The organism is Sporosarcina limicola (assembly GCF_014873855.1).
Lineage (GTDB): Bacteria > Bacillota > Bacilli > Bacillales_A > Planococcaceae > Sporosarcina > Sporosarcina limicola.
The window spans coordinates 1-16,623 of record NZ_JADBEL010000019.1 but is presented as its reverse complement, the minus strand read 5'-3'; the positions used below and the strand labels follow the sequence as shown (position 1 = coordinate 16,623).

Below are 16,623 nucleotides of genomic sequence, written 5' to 3'. Positions count from 1 at the left end.
TAAGTAATTGAAATCGCCAGAAGAAAAAGAAGTACATATCGTTAGTACTTATGAGGATATTGAGCTTGTATGGCCTTATCCACTTATTCATTTAGATAAACTAACCATCAAACAAAGGGGCAGTGACCACGCGAGATTGTACTTTACGGGAATGATTGCTGAAGAGCAAGCGCAACAGTATATTCAACAGGTCAGTCATACAGATGAAGTTGTTGTGAAATTCGGACGAAAAAGAGACATATTATTCTCGGGAAGAATTGAAAATGCGGAGTTGCAGGCAGTACAAGGCGTGCATTATGTCTCCGTTGAGGCTGTCTCATTTACGGCAAATATGGATATTGTGAAGCGCTCACGTTCTTTTCAAGATACGACGATGACGTATGTGGAGTTAATAAATACCATTGTGAGTGCTTATCCTCAGGGGGATTATATCGACCATGCTTCTGATGGTCAGGCCATTGATCATATTTCGATTCAGTATATGGAAACAGATTGGGAATACATTAAAAGAATGGCCTCCCAGTTGCATGCGGTTGTTTTTCCTGATCTAAAAGGAAAGGGTGCGCAATTTTGGCTGGGTACACCTCCAAGTAGGAAAAGCGTAACCATCGACGATCTGCCTTCTGTCTTACGTATGGATGTGGATGCGTATCGGTTGATTACTGAAAATGAGGGTACTGATGTGAGCGAAGCCGATTATACTTTTTGTGCGTTTGAAAGCACGGAAGCTCATGAGTTGGGCACGTTGGTACAATTAAAGGGAAAATCCTATGTCATAACGGTTCGGGAAATCTATCTTGATGGCGGTGTATTGAAGTTTCACTATACGGCTCAACCAGAGAAAAGTATTCGTCAGCGATTGGTACGCAACTTAGATCTCATTGGTGCAGCATTTGCAGGGAAAATAGTAGATGTCACGCAAAACACCGTTAAAATTCATTTAGATATAGATGACAAGCAAGAGAAAGAAAAAGCGCATTGGTTTGCTTATTCTGCAGATGCCAATAGCGTCATGTATTTAATGCCCCCAATAGGTGCACGTGCCCAATTGCACTTTCTAAGCGCAGTGGAAGAAGAGGCCATCATCATCAGCTCGGTGCGCGTAGATTCAGTCACATCAGAGGGGAAACAAAAAGCAACGAAGAAAATGGCGGATTCTACCGTTAAGTCATTGGCAACTACTGCTGGGAAAGACATGACATTAGGTGTTGGCGAGATTACCTTTAGTGCAGTAGAAGGGGTATTGGAAGTACAGATGGATGATGGAGAAGGCGTGACGTTCCTGAGCGACAGTACCATCATGATAGCGGCGGATGAAACACTCGAAATGAGCGGCATGAAAGAGCTGTTCATGGAGGCAGAAGAGTGGATTGCACTATCAGCGCAAGAGAAAAGTCATATCATCCTCGCGGCTGACACCCAGTTAATCAGTACGCTCATTGATCAAGAAGGTACGGAGAAGCAAAGCCAACCACCGAAGTTAAATGCCGAAGCAATCGAAGCCACGCAGAAAGTTGACTTAATTTTCCCGCAAAAGGTAGTGGCGAAGAAAGAGAAGAAAAGCTTATTTAGCAGTATTTTAGATGGCATCAGTTTAGCATTGGATGTCGCTGGGTTTATTCCTGGTTTTGGTGCCATTGCGGATGTTGCGAATGCAGGACTAAGCTTGGCACGGGGAGATTACATGGGGGCAGCCATGAACTTAGTCGGTACAATTCCGGGTATTGGTGATGCGGCAAAAACGGCCTATCAGGTCAAAAAAGCGGCAAAAGCCGTCAGTAAAACCGCAAAAGTTGCGGATAAGGCAGCTGATGCAGCAAAAGTAGTCAAAGGGATGAAAGTAGCTTATGCGAAAGTATCCGCGACGCTAGATACAGTTACGACGCTCGCCAACAAAGGGTCTAAGAGCGTGAAAACCGCCGCAGATAAAGTCGTCGCATCAATGGACGAAGTGCTAGCTGTTTCGAAGACCGTAGACAAGATGAAAGATATGGCTAAAATCGTGCCGACGAAAACGAAGCCTAAAACCTTAAAGAAATCTGACTGTACAAAAGGGCAAAGTGACAAGTTTTGTAAAACAGGACGTGATCCTGTTGATTTAATCACAGGGCGTATGATTTATGAAGGCATCGATTTTGAACTACCTGGACCCATCCCTCTTTCATGGGAACGCGCTTGGTACAGCGATAGTAGCCGGGTTGGCTTGTCAGGTCATGGTATGCATTTTACATATGATCTAGCCTTAGAGATTTTTGAAGAAGAAGACTTGATTGGGATTGTGGTGACAGATGGCCGGGCAGTAGGCTTTCCAATTTTGCCCATGAACTTTCCATATTTTAATAAACGGGAAAGAATGACCTTGACCAATATGGGTGGGGAGTATCATTTGTTTGAGCATGATACACGATTGATGTATGTATTTGAGCAAACAACCGAAACGAAATACCGCTTAAAAGAAGTAAAAAATGAACAAGACCATCACATACAGTTTGCCTATAACCTTAAAGGCTTCTTAGCCCAAGTAACCGACAGTGTGGGGAGAGTGCTTGAGGTGACGACCAATGAAGTGGGCAGAATGACAGAAGTCGCCTTGTGTAAGCAGATGAATCGTGAAGTTTTGGTTCGTTATATTTACAATGATGGACAAGATTTAGTAGAAATCCAAGATGCGTTAGGGCAAAGTACGCATATAAATTATAACAATCACTTAATGGTGCAAAAAACAGATCGCAATAAAAATTCCTTCTTCTGGCGATATGACGGCCCCACAACAGGTGCACGCGTGATCAAGACATGGGGAGACGGGAATGTCCTTGCAGGTGAGCTTGCGTATTACGAGGGCTATAACGAAATTACCGATAGCTTAGGCAATAAGAGTACTTATTATTTTAACGAAGAGAACCTCTGTACGAAAATTGTTCATCCAGATGGTAGTGAAGTCAGTACGGACTATAACGAGGACTTTGAATTACTCCAAGCAGTCGATGAAGAGGGTCGTGTGACGACATTTAGCTATGATGAGTGGGCAAATCCTGTGACGATTACGCAGGCAGATGGCAGTACCTTCTCCTCACAATATGATGAGAAGGATAGGCTGATTCAGGTAGTCAACGCAGAGGGTGGAAGTCGTCAGTGGCTATATAATGAAGACGGGACATTACAAGCGAATGTCTTAGAAGATGGCACGAAAACGGAATTTTCCTATAACCAGAATTATTTAATTGACACGGTCACGAATGCGCAAGGTCATATGGTAAACTTAGCTTACGATGATGAGCTGAACTTGCGTCAAGTGACATTACCAGACGGGACAAGTTCGACATGGGCGTATGACCGTCGTGGCAATTGCACAACAACGACCAATCCGTTAGGGGCAACAGAAAAGTTCAATTATGATCACTTGAATCGGCTTGTACGGGCAAACCTGTCAGATGGTAACGACGTTCGCTTACGGTATGATGCCTATGACGATGTTGTTTTTGCGAAAGATAACCACACGCAAGTTTCCTTTGCCTACACCATTCTTGGCAGCTTGACCTCTCGAGAACAAGGTGGGAAGAACGTCAACTTCACCTTTGATACAGAAGAACAGTTAACCGCTGTCATCAATGAAAAAGGCGAAGCGTACCAGTTTGAACGGGATACGAAAGGGAATATCATCAAGGAAATCGGCTTTGATGAGCTGACCAAAACGTATGAACGAAGTCAGGCAGGATTGGTTCAGAAAATTCATCGTCCGGGTGATCGTTGGACAGCGTATCAACATAACGGTCTAGGGAATGTCATTCGAGCTGATTATTATGATGGCACTTGGGAAACGTTTGGCTATGACAAGAATGGTTCGTTACTCGAGACTGCTAATGAGCATATGACCGTAAAGCTCGAGCGAGACCCCTCTGGACAAGTGATCAAGGAATGGCAGAATGACCAGTGGATTGCGAGTAGTTATGATGAATTAGGCAGTCGTTCACAGGTTACGAGTAGCCTGGGTGCCAACATCGATGTCGCTCGTAATAAAATGGGAAATGTCTCGCAAATTACAGCTTCTCGCGCGGATCAAGAACAGTGGACAGCAGCGATGCAGTACAATGAACTGGGTCAAGAGATTGAGAGAATCTTACCCGGGGATGTCATCAGTCAATGGCAATATGATGTCACAGGAAGGCCGACAAATCATCGAGTAAGCAGTCAAAACCGTCATACACGAAGAAGAGTTTACAATTGGGATGTCAATCATCGATTAAAAGGCATGGTCAACGAGTTAACCGCCGGACAAGTTACTTATGGCTATGACGAATTCAGCAACCTCGTCTGGGCCAATCAAGACAGTCAATTTGATTACCTACACCGCAATGTCGATGACGTCGGCAATTTGTATGAAACGAAAGAAAAGACAGATCGCGTCTATGGTGCCGGTAGCAGATTGCTCGAAACGAGAGAGGCAACTTTCTCTTACGATGAAGAAGGTAATCTCGTTCAGAAGGCTGAGAAGAATGGTGATACGTGGAAGTACGAATATGACGGCAATGGGATGATGTCGAAGGTCATCAAACCAGATAAGACGGAAGTTACTTTCAAGTATGATCCGATGGGTAGACGGATTGAGAAGAGTTCTAACGAAAAAACAATGAGATTTGTGTGGGATGGGAATACGATTCTACATGAGTACTTTTCAGAGAATGATTTAGCTACATTAGAAAATCAAGTTGAGCATTCTTCACAGAATGAATCTGAAATGCCAGCTAATCTAGTCACATGGGTGTTTAATGATGGGTTCATCCCTTCAGCAAAAATTACGGATGAAGGTAATTACAGTATTATTAGTGATTATCTTGGAACGCCTGTCGAAGCTTATGATGAAGAGGGTAATAAGGTTTGGTCAGTTGAGCTTGATGTTTATGGACGAGTGAAAGAATTTACAGGTGAGAAAGACTTTATTCCATTTAGGTATCAAGGTCAGTATGAAGATGCAGAAATTGGTTTGTATTATAACCGATTCAGATACTACGACCCAGAACAAGGGAATTATACTCAGATAGACCCGATAGGACTTGCGGGGAATAACCCTACTTTATATGGATATACTAATGATCCGAATACTATGATTGATCCATTAGGATTGGCTAATCGCCCTAATAATAGTCAATATCATATATTTTATGCTTTTATGTTAGACCCTCAACATCAATATTCAAGTGATAAAGTTCAGTTTAATAGAGCAAATAAAGCATTTATTAATAAACTCAATAGTGATTTAGTTTTCCGACGTGATATGCTAGGTCGGTATCCTGCATTACATGATTGGTTGAAAAACCCTGGTATGGGATCAAGTCCGGTAGATCTTACATGGCATCATCATGAAGATGTAAGAAGGCTTACACTTGTAGACCGCGCTGATCACGCTAAAAATCATGGATTATATCATCCAACTAAAGCTGGAGGTCGTGACATTTGGGGAGGAGGAAAGCCAGGTAGAAACGGGAAGTTAGATGGTGAAACTGGTAAGCCGAAATGCAAAAAGTAGAGGAGGATTTTTATGGAGAATATAGAGTTCAGAATGCCATATAAATTAAGTCAGATAATATATGTTATTTCAAAGGATGTTGAAAAAAACGGTTTTAAAAATACTAACTTCTGTTTGTATACTAATGAAGATGAAGAAATTGCGAGTACAGACCTAATTTGTTATTTGGATCTCAATCCAACTATTACAGATGACGACGAGGAGGTGTACCCAGATTTTGTAATTAAAGAATCATTGGAATTTTTTTATGACGGACAACAATTTGAAGATGTGTTAATGAATGTCTTACACCAGAAAAAACAAGCTTCAATTGATGATTTTATACTAGGACTAAATTATTATATGGATCACGATACGTTTATGGATTTTTAGACTACTGTACATCAATATTTTCAATGATTAGTTCAACGGCTTAATATGTGGTGCCTGATGCTCACTCCAGCGTGTTAGTTTAAACAATCTTGTTTGACTGAAATAACACACTTGTCGTGACTATTGAGAGTGAATCAACCCGAACTAGCACGTGCAGTCTTATCCATATTCCTGAATAAAAGTACCTAACCTGTACTCTCTAAAGAAAAAAATGAGTGAGGTGGAATAAAACACCTACATTTGAATGTTCGGGTAAAGATTTAGACCGAATTAATTTGTAGGTGTTTTTTCACATTGAAATATTTAGATAGGAAAATTATGGTGTGGCTTTAGTTTTAGGGATGTTGTACTATTCTTGTCATGAAATTGATTTAGCAGTATTTTAGATGGCGTAAATTTAGCATTGGATGTCGCTGGGTTTATTCCTGGTTTCGATGCCATAGCGGATGTTGCGAATGCAGGACTAAGCTTGGCACGAGGCGATTACATGGGCGCAGCCATGAACTTAGTCGGTGCAATTCCAGGTGTGGGTGATGCGGCAAAAACAGCTTATCAGGCCAATAAAGTGGCAAAAGCCGTCAGTAAAACCGCAAAAGCTACGGATAAGGCAGCGGATGCAGCAAAAGTAGCCAAAGGGATGAAAGCAGCTTATACGAAAGTATCCGCGACGCTAGATACAGTTACAGCGCTTGCCAACAAAGGATCTAAGCGTGTGAAAACCGCCGCAGATAAAGTCGTCGCATCGATGGACGAAGTGCTAGCTGTTTCGAAGGCAGTAGATAAGATGAAAGATATAACCAAAATTGCGCTCACGAATGTGAACCATAAAGTATTAAAGAAATTTAAAAGTACAAAAGGATTAAGTAAAAAGTTTTGTAAATACGGTTTTGAACCTGTTGATTTAATCACAGGGCGTATGATTTATGAAGGCATCGATTTTGAACTACCTGGACCGATCCCTCTTTCATGGGAACGCGCTTGGTACAGTGATAGTCGTCGGATTGGCTTGTCAGGTCATGGTATGCATTTCACATATGATCTAGCCTTGGAGATTTTTGAAGAAGAAGACTTGATTGGGATTGTGGTGACAGATGGCCGGGCAGTTGGCTTTCCGATATTGCCCACGAACTTGTCGTATTTTAATAAACGGGAAAGAATGACCTTGACCCAAACAGGTGAGGCGTACCACTTGTTTGAGCATGATACACGATTGTTTTATGTATTTGAACAAACAACCGAAACGAAATACCGCTTAAAAGCAGTGAAAAATGAGCAAGACCATCACATTCAATTTGCGTATAACCTTAAAGGTTTCCTATCCAAAGTAACCGACAGTGTGGGTAGAGTGCTTGAGGTTACGACCAATGAAGTGGGCAGAATGACAGAAGTCGCCTTGTGTAAGCAGATGAATCGTGAAGTTTTGGTTCGTTATATTTACAATGATGGACAAGATTTAGTAGAAATCCAAGATGCGTTAGGGCAAAGTACGCATATAAATTATAACAATCACTTAATGGTGCAAAAAACAGATCGCAATAAAAATTCCTTCTTCTGGCGATATGACGGGCCCACAACAGGTGCACGCGTAATCAAAACATGGGGAGACGGGAATGTCCTTGCAGGTGAGCTTGCGTATTACGAGGGCTATAACGAATTTACCAACAGTTTAGGCCAAAAGAGTACTTACTATTTTAACGAAGAGAACCTCTGTACGAAAATTGTTCATCCAGATGGTAGTGAAGTCAGTACGGACTATAACGACGACTTTGAATTACTCCAAGCAGTCGACGAAGAGGGTCGTGTGACGACATTTAGCTATGATGAGTGGGCAAATCCTGTGACGATTACGCAGGCAGATGGCAGTACCTTCTCCTCACAATATGATGAGAAGGATAGGCTAATTCAGGCTGTTAACGCAGAGGGTGGAAGTCGTCAGTGGATTTATAATGAGGACGGGACATTACAGGAAAATGTCTTAGAAGATGGCACGAAAACGGAATTTTCCTATAACACGAATTATTTAATTGAAACAGTCACGAATGCGCAAGGTCATATGGTAAACTTAGCTTACGATGATGAGCTGAACTTGCGTCAAGTGACATTACCAGATGGGACAAGTTCGACATGGGCGTATGACCGTCGGGGTAATTGCACAACAACGACCAATCCGCTTGGAGCCACAGAGAAGTACGGTTATGATAGCTTGAATCGGCTCGTACGGGCAAACCTGTCAGATGGTAACGATGTTCGCTTGCAGTACAATGCCTATGACGATGTTATTTTTGCGAAAGATAACCACACGCAAGTTTCCTTTGCCTACACCATTCTTGGCAGCTTGACCTCTCGAGAACAAGGTGGCAAGAACGTTGCATTCACCTACGATACAGAAGAACAATTAACAGCTGTTATCAATGAAAAAGGTGAAGCGTTCCAATTTGAACGGGATATGAAAGGGAATATCATCAAGGAAATCGGCTTTGATGGGATGACCAAAACGTATGAACGAAGTCAGGTAGGATTGGTTCAGAAAATTCATCGTCCAGCTGATCGCTGGACAGCGTATCAACATGACGGTATAGGGAATGTCATTCGTTCTGACTATTATGATGGCACTTGGGAAACGTTTGGCTATGACAAGAATGGTTCGTTACTAGAAACTGCCAATGAGCATGTGGCGGTAAAGTTGGAGCGTGACCCTTCAGGGCAAGTGATCAAGGAATGGCAGAATGACCAGTGGATTGCCAGTAGTTATGATGAATTAGGTAGCCGTTCACAGGTTACAAGTAGCTTAGGTGCAAAAATCGATGTCGCTCGTAATAAAATGGGAAATGTGTCGTAAATCACTGCTTCACGCACGGGTCAAGAAAATTGGACAGCGGCGATGCAGTACAATGAACTGGGTCAAGAAATTGAGCGAATCTTACCCGGGGATGTCATCAGCAAATGGCAATATGATATAACAGGTAGACCGACAAATCATCGAATAAGTAGTCAAAACCGTCATACACGAAGAAGAGTTTACAATTGGGATGTCAATCATCGATTAAAAGGCATGGTCAACGAGTTAACCGCCGGACAAGTTACTTATGGCTATGACGAATTCAGCAACCTCGTCTGGGCCAATCAAGACAGTCAATTTGATTACCTACACCGCAATGTCGATGACGTCGGCAATTTGTGTGAAACGAAAGAAAAGACAGATCGCGTCTATGGTGCCGGCAGCAGATTACTCGAAACGAAAGAGGCAACATTCTCTTATGATGAGGAAGGTAATCTCGTTCAGAAGGCTGAGAAGAATGGTGATACGTGGAAGTACGAGTATAACGGCAATGGGATGATGTCGAAAGTCATCAAACCAGATCAGACAGAAGTAATTTTCAAGTATGATCCGATGGGCAGACGGATTGAGAAGAGTTCAAACGAAAAGGTAATGAATTTCGTCTGGGATGGGAATACGATCCTACATGAGTATTTTTCGCAGCATGATTCAGCAACACTAGAAAATCTAGTTGAGCATTCTTCACAGAGTAAATCTGAAACACCAGCTAATCTAGTCACATGGGTGTTTAATGATGGGTTCGTCCCTTCGGCTAAAATTACAGATGAAGGTAATTACAGTATTATTAGTGACTATCTTGGAACGCCTGTTGAAGCTTATGATGAAGAAGGTAAGAAGGTTTGGTCGGCTGAGCTTGATGTTTATGGACGAGTGAAAGAATTTACCGGTGAGAAAGTTTTCATTCCATATAGATATCAGGGCCAGTACGAAGATGTTGAAACAGGATTGTATTATAACCGATTCCGATACTACGACCCAGAACAAGGGAATTATACTCAGCAAGATCCGATAGGGCTTGCGGGTGGGAATCCGACGTTGTATGGGTATGTATATAATCCAATGATTGAGATAGATCCATTTGGACTAGCATTTGGTAAATCAAAGCCGGTTGATGGATGGAATTATGGAAATATGCCTAAGCCTGATGGATATCAATTACATCATATTATTCCGAAGTCTTTATTTAATGGTGCAAATCCGCATGATATATTTAAATTAAGTGGGTATGATGTAAATAATATACGAAATCTGATCTATTTACCTACTAGTAGAGATAATCACCCAACTAGATCTGTTCATAGAGGATTTACCAGTTTTCATTATAAATATAACGAGGATATTCGCGCAGAATTAACTGTACTCGTAGACAAAGGAAAAGAGGAAAAATGGACTTCTCAACAGTATCGTGGTGCTATGCAAGATTTGATAAATGAGCAAAGGCAAGAGTTGAGAAAGGGTAGAACAAAAGTACATTGTGAAGGGTGATATTTATGAGTTATTATCAGTTATATGGCGATTACAGACGAGATGTTTATTTTTCTTATAGTGAAAAGAACACATATGATCAGTCTGACTTAGAAAAAGGTATTGTTTATCCTTTGGATGAGAAACTTTATTATTCAGTAGATAAATTTGATAGTTATTTAAACAAGTATAATATGTTGCCAACAATAGGGGGGGCATTGGTAAGTTTAAAATTAAAAAAGCTGATAGAAGGATTAGGTTCAGATTGTCAGTTCATTCCTACAGTTATAACATCAACAGAGACTGGCGAAACCAATGAATCATTTTTTGTCATGAATGTATTAAATGTAGTATCTTGTTTAGATATGGAGAAATCGGAATATAGACCATTAATAAAGTCTTTGCCTGATGGACCCATCAAACTATTATCTATAAAATATGTACCAAATTCTCTAAATGGGCATCATATTGTAAGAATGAAAGAATATACAGGAAATATAATTGTTGATGATGTATTTGTGAAAGCATGTAAAGAGGAAAAAATAAAGGGTATAAATTTTGTTAAAGAGGGAAGTACCCAACGACCGGAATTTGTCGATATGTAGTGTACAGGGCTATACTACAGCCTATTCTGTATGATTCATTTGATGATAAAAGATTGTGTTATTAAGATATCAAAACATATGTAAAGAAGACGTTATAAGTTCTTCTTTACATATGTTTTTTATGTTAGAAAAGGAATTGTTTTTTCGTGTATTTAGTGTCTGTCCTTATCTGCTACAGGGATTTTTAGACACGAGGAACGAAAACGGCTAGAAACCTTGATATCAAAGCATTTATGACTGATCCTTGTGTAAACATCACTTTATTCACCCCGCAAAAACATAGATTTTTTTAAATTCCTCCGGATGTATCATATCTGCATTCTTCCAAGTTAATGTGCTAATTTTTTTGCATATTAACTAAGGGGCGTATGATTCTTTTAGAAAATCAAAAGCTGATGTCCATTCTATTGCCAAAAATACGGGAAACTAACAATCGTTGCGAATGCAGGACTAAGCTTGGCACGGGGAGATTACATGGGGGCAGCCATGAACTTAGTCGGTACAATTCCGGGTATTGGTGATGCGGCAAAAACGGCCTATCAGGTCAAAAAAGCGGCAAAAGCCGTCAGTAAAACCGCAAAAGTTGCGGATAAGGCAGCTGATGCAGCAAAAGTAGTCAAAGGGATGAAAGTAGCTTATGCGAAAGTATCCGCGACGCTAGATACAGTTACGGCGCTCGCCAACAAAGGGTCTAAGAGCGTGAAAACCGCCGCAGATAAAGTCGTCGCATCAATGGACGAAGTGCTAGCTGTTTCGAAGACAGTAGACAAGATGAAAGATATGGCTAAAATCGTGCCGACGAAAACGAAGCCTAAAACCTTAAAGAAATCTGACTGTACAAAAGGGCAAAGTGACAAGTTTTGTAAAACAGGACGTGATCCTGTTGACTTAATCACAGGGCGCATGATTTATGAAGCCAGCGATTTTGAACTACCTGGACCGATTCCTCTTTCATGGGGACGCGCTTGGTACAGTGATAGCCGTCGGGTTGGCTTGTCAGGTCATGGTATGCATTTTACATATGATCTAGCCTTGGAGATTTTTGAAGAAGAAGACTTGATAGGGATTGTGGTGACAGATGGCCGAGCAGTTGGCTTTCCGATTTTGCCCACGGACTTACCGTATTTTAATAAACGGGAAAGAATGACCTTGACGAATACAGGTGAGGCGTACCATTTGTTTGAGCATGATACACGATTGATGTATGTATTTGAACAAACAACCGAAACGAAATACCGCTTAAAAGCAGTGAAAAATGAACAAGACCATCACATACAATTTGCCTATAACCTTAAAGGCTTCTTAGCCCAAGTAACCGACAGTGTGGGGAGAGTGCTTGAGGTGACGACCAATGAAGTGGGCAGAATGACAGAAGTCGCCTTGTGTAAGCAGATGAAGCGTGAAGTTTTAGTTCGTTATATTTACAATGATGGACAAGATTTAGTCGAAATCCAAGATGCGTTAGGGCAAAGTACGCATATAAATTATACCAATCACTTAATGATGCAAAAAACAGATCGCAATAAAAATTCCTTCTTCTGGCGATATGACGGGCCCACAACAGGTGCACGCGTAATCAAGACATGGGGAGACGGGAATGTCCTTGCAGGTGAGCTTGCGTATTACGAGGGCTATAACGAAATTACTGATAGTTTAGGCAATAAGAGTACTTATTATTTTAACGAAGATAACCTCTGTACGAAAATTGTTCATCCGGATGGTAGTGAAGTCAGTACGGACTATAACGACGACTTTGAATTACTCCAAGCAGTAGATGAAGAGGGTCGTGTGACGACATTTAGCTATGATGAGTGGGCAAATCCTGTGACGATTACCCTTGCAGATGGCAGTACTTTATCTTCTCAGTATGATGAGCGGGATAGGCTGATTCAGGCTGTTAACGCAGAGGGTGGAAGTCGCCAGTGGATTTATAATGAAGACGGGACATTACAAGCGAATGTCTTAGAAGATGGAACGAAAACGGAATTTTCCTATAACACGAATTATTTAATTGACACGGTCACGAATGCGCAAGGTCATATGGTAAACTTAGCTTACGATGATGAGCTGAACTTGCGTCAAGTGACATTACCAGACGGGACGAGTTCGACATGGGCGTATGACCGTCGGGGTAATTGCACAACAACGACCAATCCGTTAGGGGCAACAGAAAAGTTCAATTATGATAAATTGAATCGGCTTGTACGGGCCAACCTGTCAGATGGTAACGACGTTCGCTTACGGTATGATGCCTATGACGATGTTGTTTTTGCGAAAGATAACCACACGCAAGTTTCCTTTGCCTACACCATTCTTGGCAGCTTGACCTCTCGAGAACAAGGTGGGAAGAACGTCACATTCACCTATGATACAGAAGAGCAGTTAACCGCTGTCATCAATGAAAAAGGCGAAGCGTACCAGTTTGAACGGGATACGAAAGGGAATATCGTTAAGGAAATCGGTTTTGATGAGCTAACCAAAACGTATGAACGAAGTCAGGCAGGATTGGTTCAGAAAATTCAACGTCCGGGTGATCGTTGGACGGCGTATCAACATGACGGTATAGGGAATGTCATTCGAGCTGATTATTATGATGACACGTGGGAAACATATGGCTATGACAAAAATGGTTCGTTACTCGAGACTGCTAATGAGCATATGACCGTAAAGCTCGAGCGAGACCCCTCTGGACAAGTGATCAAGGAATGGCAGAATGACCAGTGGATTGCGAGTAGTTATGATGATTTAGGCAGTCGTTCACAGGTTACAAGTAGCTTAGGTGCAAAAATTGATGTCGCTCGTAATACGATGGGGAATGCCACACAAATCACAGCTTCTCGCTCAGATCAAGACCAGTGGACAGCGGGGATGCAGTACAATGAGCTAGGTCAAGAAATCGAAAGAATCTTACCCGGGAATGTCATCAGTCAATGGCAGTATGATGTCACAGGTAGACCAACAAACCATCGAATAAGTAGTCAAAACCGTCATACACGAAGAAGAGTTTACAATTGGGATGTCAATCATCGATTAAAAGGCATGGTCAACGAGTTAACCGCCGGACAAGTTACTTATGGCTATGACGAATTCAGCAACCTCGTCTGGTCCAATCAAGACGGTCAATTTGACTACTTACACCGCAATGTCGATGACGTTGGGAATTTATATGAAACGAAAGAAAAGACCGATCGTGTCTATGGTGCCGGCAGCAGATTGCTTGAAACAAGAGAAGCAACATTTTCTTACGATGAGGAAGGGAATCTCGTTCAGAAGGTCGAAAAAAATAGTGATACGTGGAAGTACGAATATAACGGCAACGGGATGATGTCAAAAGTCATCAAACCAGATCAGACGGAAGTTACTTTCAAGTATGATCCGATGGGTAGACGGATTGAGAAGAGTTCTAATGAAAAAACAACGAGATTCGTGTGGGATGGAAATACGATTCTACATGAGTATTTATCAGAGAATGATTCAGCTACACTAGAAAATCTAGTTGAGCATTCTTCACAGAATGAATCTGAAATGCCAGCTAATCTAGTCACATGGGTGTTTAATGATGGGTTCGTCCCTTCAGCTAAAATTATGGATGAAGGTAACTACAGTATTATTAGTGACTATCTTGGAACGCCTGTCGAAGCCTATGATGAAGAAGGTAATCAAGTTTGGTCAGCAGAGCTTGATATTTATGGCAGAGTGAAAGAATTTACAGGGGAGAAAGATTTCATCCCATTCCGTTATCAAGGTCAGTATGAAGATGTTGAAACTGGATTGTATTATAATCGATTCCGTTACTATGACCCAGAACAAGGGAATTATACTCAGCAAGATCCGATAGGACTTGCGGGTGGAAATCCGACTTTGTATGGGTATGTCGGAAACCCTAACAACGCAATTGATACATTTGGTCTAGCTCCAAAATCTCCAATGTTACCAGGTGTGGATTTATCAGAATTAAACTTAATTATGTATAAACCGACAAAGGTAACACCAATAAGTGGAACATATTATCAAGGTATAGAACGGGCTTGGGAACTAGAAAAAGTATTGGTCGATAAAACAGGGAGTGGAACTCATCCTTGGAATGCGGCTGAATTAGAAGAACTAAAAACACGTGGAAAAGTGGGTGGTTTTACAGGGCACCATATTACTAATCATAAAAATGGTGCTTTAGGGGATGCTTTGAAGGGAGATCCGAGAAATATTAGGTTTTTACCAAATGGTAAACATGTTGGAGGATATAATGAACATTTATATGGTGAGAGAGGTCATAGACAAAGTTTCAGAAATGCAACTTCTGGTCGACTAATTGATCGCCAAGCAATGACAGATAGATACAACAGTGGAGGGGGCTGTAAAAAACGATGACATTCTTAGCTCATTCGATATCTGAAAGTGAAAACAGCAGTAAGATTAGATATCTAGGAACATCTGAAGAAACGAAACGGGAGTTAGAAGAAAATTTTAACCTTCCCCTTTTAAGCCAAGCACTTTTGAAATGGTATAGTAATTTACCTAAATCTAAAGACATAATGTTTTATTGGACCAACGATTTCTATATAATTGGTATGGAAAATCTACTGGTTGCTTTAGAAGGTTACAGGTTCATTAGGGAAGATGAATATTGGAAAGACTTCTCAAATGAAATGAAATGGAATGAAAATTGGATTGTTATCTCGAGTTGGAGTGGGAATCCGGTAATTGCAGATATAAGTGAAGTTGAAACTCCAGTTTATTATGATTATGTTGGTGGAGAATTTTCACCGAAGCTCCTAGTGGATTCACTGGAGAAATTCGACTACTTTTTATCTATATGGCTAGATAAACATGATGATAGGTACTATAAAAGCGGAGAATATCAATCTGATTATTATGAGTTAATGGAGAAGGAGTGGAAGGTTAAATTAAATAATGAAGAAATTAAAAATATATGTGGATTTCTTCCCATTGCAAAATCAAAAGAGAATTTTGCCCCAATTGAGCAACTAATAAAAGAAAAAGTAAAAAAAAAATATGTGTATCTTGATGACCTAGGTGATAATAAATCAAAAGTGATCTTAGCAATAAAAAAAGAAACGGGTCTATCATTCGATGAAATACGAAACAGATTAAATAGTAGTGGGTTTCTAATAGCTGAGGGGTATGGGGAAAATACTCTAGCTTTAGCTGAGTATTATATATCGTTAGGTGCAAAAGTAAGAATTGAGCAGAAATAAAATATTCTAGTGCAACATTTTAACGCTTGACGAAAATAATTAATAAAACTTCATCTTGGATTGTTTTTTAGAGGTATGTAACGGGAAGTGCGCTAAATGAAAGCAGTTATTAGAAAAACGTTCTTGAAACGATTAAAGTAACTTTATTTAATTAATCTCTTCTGAATTGAATCGATTCAATTCATTAAAAACACTTAGACCTTCAACGGTTCTGGGTGTTTTTGTGCGCTTGGCAGCGCTTTTCTCTAACGGGTGAAAGTCCCTAACATGCCGTAGTGGCGGAAATGTATAGCTGACTGGTAGTGCAGGTATCGCGAGGTTCTGTGCGGAGGACCAGAAGGCAAAACTTGGAACAGATAGCATAAACCATGTTGGCTGGCAGGATAGGATAACCTTGCAAGACGTAGGGACGTCCAAAACCACAACTATATCCTGTTAGTTAGGAGGACTGGATTCGAGGGAAAGAGAATTGACGTGACCCAAGGAGGTCTCATCATCTCCACCTCAGGTGGTAAGAATCGTTCAACCCCGTAATGGACAAGAAGGGTTCGACGGAAGGTGAGAAGTCAGAGCAGGGGATAGTAGTGAATAAGCTTACCAGAA

7 protein-coding genes are annotated in these 16,623 nt (G+C 40.9%); all 7 read left to right on the top strand.

Annotated elements, in window-relative coordinates; all coding sequences use genetic code 11:
* The first annotated feature begins 7 nt into the window (after nucleotides 1-7).
* A complete protein-coding gene (locus H4683_RS14860; protein WP_192599619.1) occupies nucleotides 8-5,524 on the top strand; it encodes an RHS repeat-associated core domain-containing protein in 5,517 nt (1,838 codons plus the stop codon).
* Between the two features lie 12 nt (nucleotides 5,525-5,536).
* Complete coding sequence (locus H4683_RS14855) at nucleotides 5,537-5,896, top strand: DUF7716 domain-containing protein (RefSeq protein ID WP_192599618.1); 360 nt, start codon at nucleotides 5,537-5,539, stop codon at nucleotides 5,894-5,896.
* 403 nt (nucleotides 5,897-6,299) lie between these two features.
* On the top strand, nucleotides 6,300-8,735 hold the full coding sequence (locus tag H4683_RS14850; RefSeq protein WP_192599617.1) for a DUF6531 domain-containing protein: 2,436 nt from the start codon (nucleotides 6,300-6,302) through the stop codon (nucleotides 8,733-8,735).
* 42 nt (nucleotides 8,736-8,777) lie between these two features.
* Entirely contained in the window at nucleotides 8,778-10,220 is a 1,443-nt protein-coding gene (locus H4683_RS21960; RefSeq protein WP_192599616.1) for an RHS repeat-associated core domain-containing protein, read from the top strand.
* 5 nt (nucleotides 10,221-10,225) lie between these two features.
* Nucleotides 10,226-10,804 carry an imm11 family protein gene (locus H4683_RS14840; RefSeq protein ID WP_192599615.1) on the top strand — a complete coding sequence of 193 codons (579 nt, stop codon included), beginning with the start codon at nucleotides 10,226-10,228 and terminating at the stop codon, nucleotides 10,802-10,804.
* 486 nt (nucleotides 10,805-11,290) lie between these two features.
* Entirely contained in the window at nucleotides 11,291-15,172 is a 3,882-nt protein-coding gene (locus tag H4683_RS14835; protein WP_192599614.1) for an RHS repeat-associated core domain-containing protein, read from the top strand.
* The gene (locus H4683_RS14830; RefSeq protein ID WP_192599613.1) at nucleotides 15,169-16,020 is read left to right on the top strand and encodes a hypothetical protein; all 852 of its coding nucleotides are present in this window, start codon (nucleotides 15,169-15,171) and stop codon (nucleotides 16,018-16,020) included. Before H4683_RS14835 ends, H4683_RS14830 begins: the two co-directional genes overlap by 4 nt.
* Nucleotides 16,021-16,623: the final 603 nt, after the last annotated feature.

Coding starts and splice junctions, on each gene's coding strand:
- H4683_RS14855 (WP_192599618.1), top strand. CDS start 5,537: ATGGAGAATATAGAGTTCAGAATGCCATATAAATTAAGTCAGATAATA.
- H4683_RS14840 (WP_192599615.1), top strand. CDS start 10,226: ATGAGTTATTATCAGTTATATGGCGATTACAGACGAGATGTTTATTTT.
- H4683_RS14835 (WP_192599614.1), top strand. CDS start 11,291: ATGAACTTAGTCGGTACAATTCCGGGTATTGGTGATGCGGCAAAAACG.
- H4683_RS21960 (WP_192599616.1), top strand. CDS start 8,778: ATGCAGTACAATGAACTGGGTCAAGAAATTGAGCGAATCTTACCCGGG.
- H4683_RS14830 (WP_192599613.1), top strand. CDS start 15,169: ATGACATTCTTAGCTCATTCGATATCTGAAAGTGAAAACAGCAGTAAG.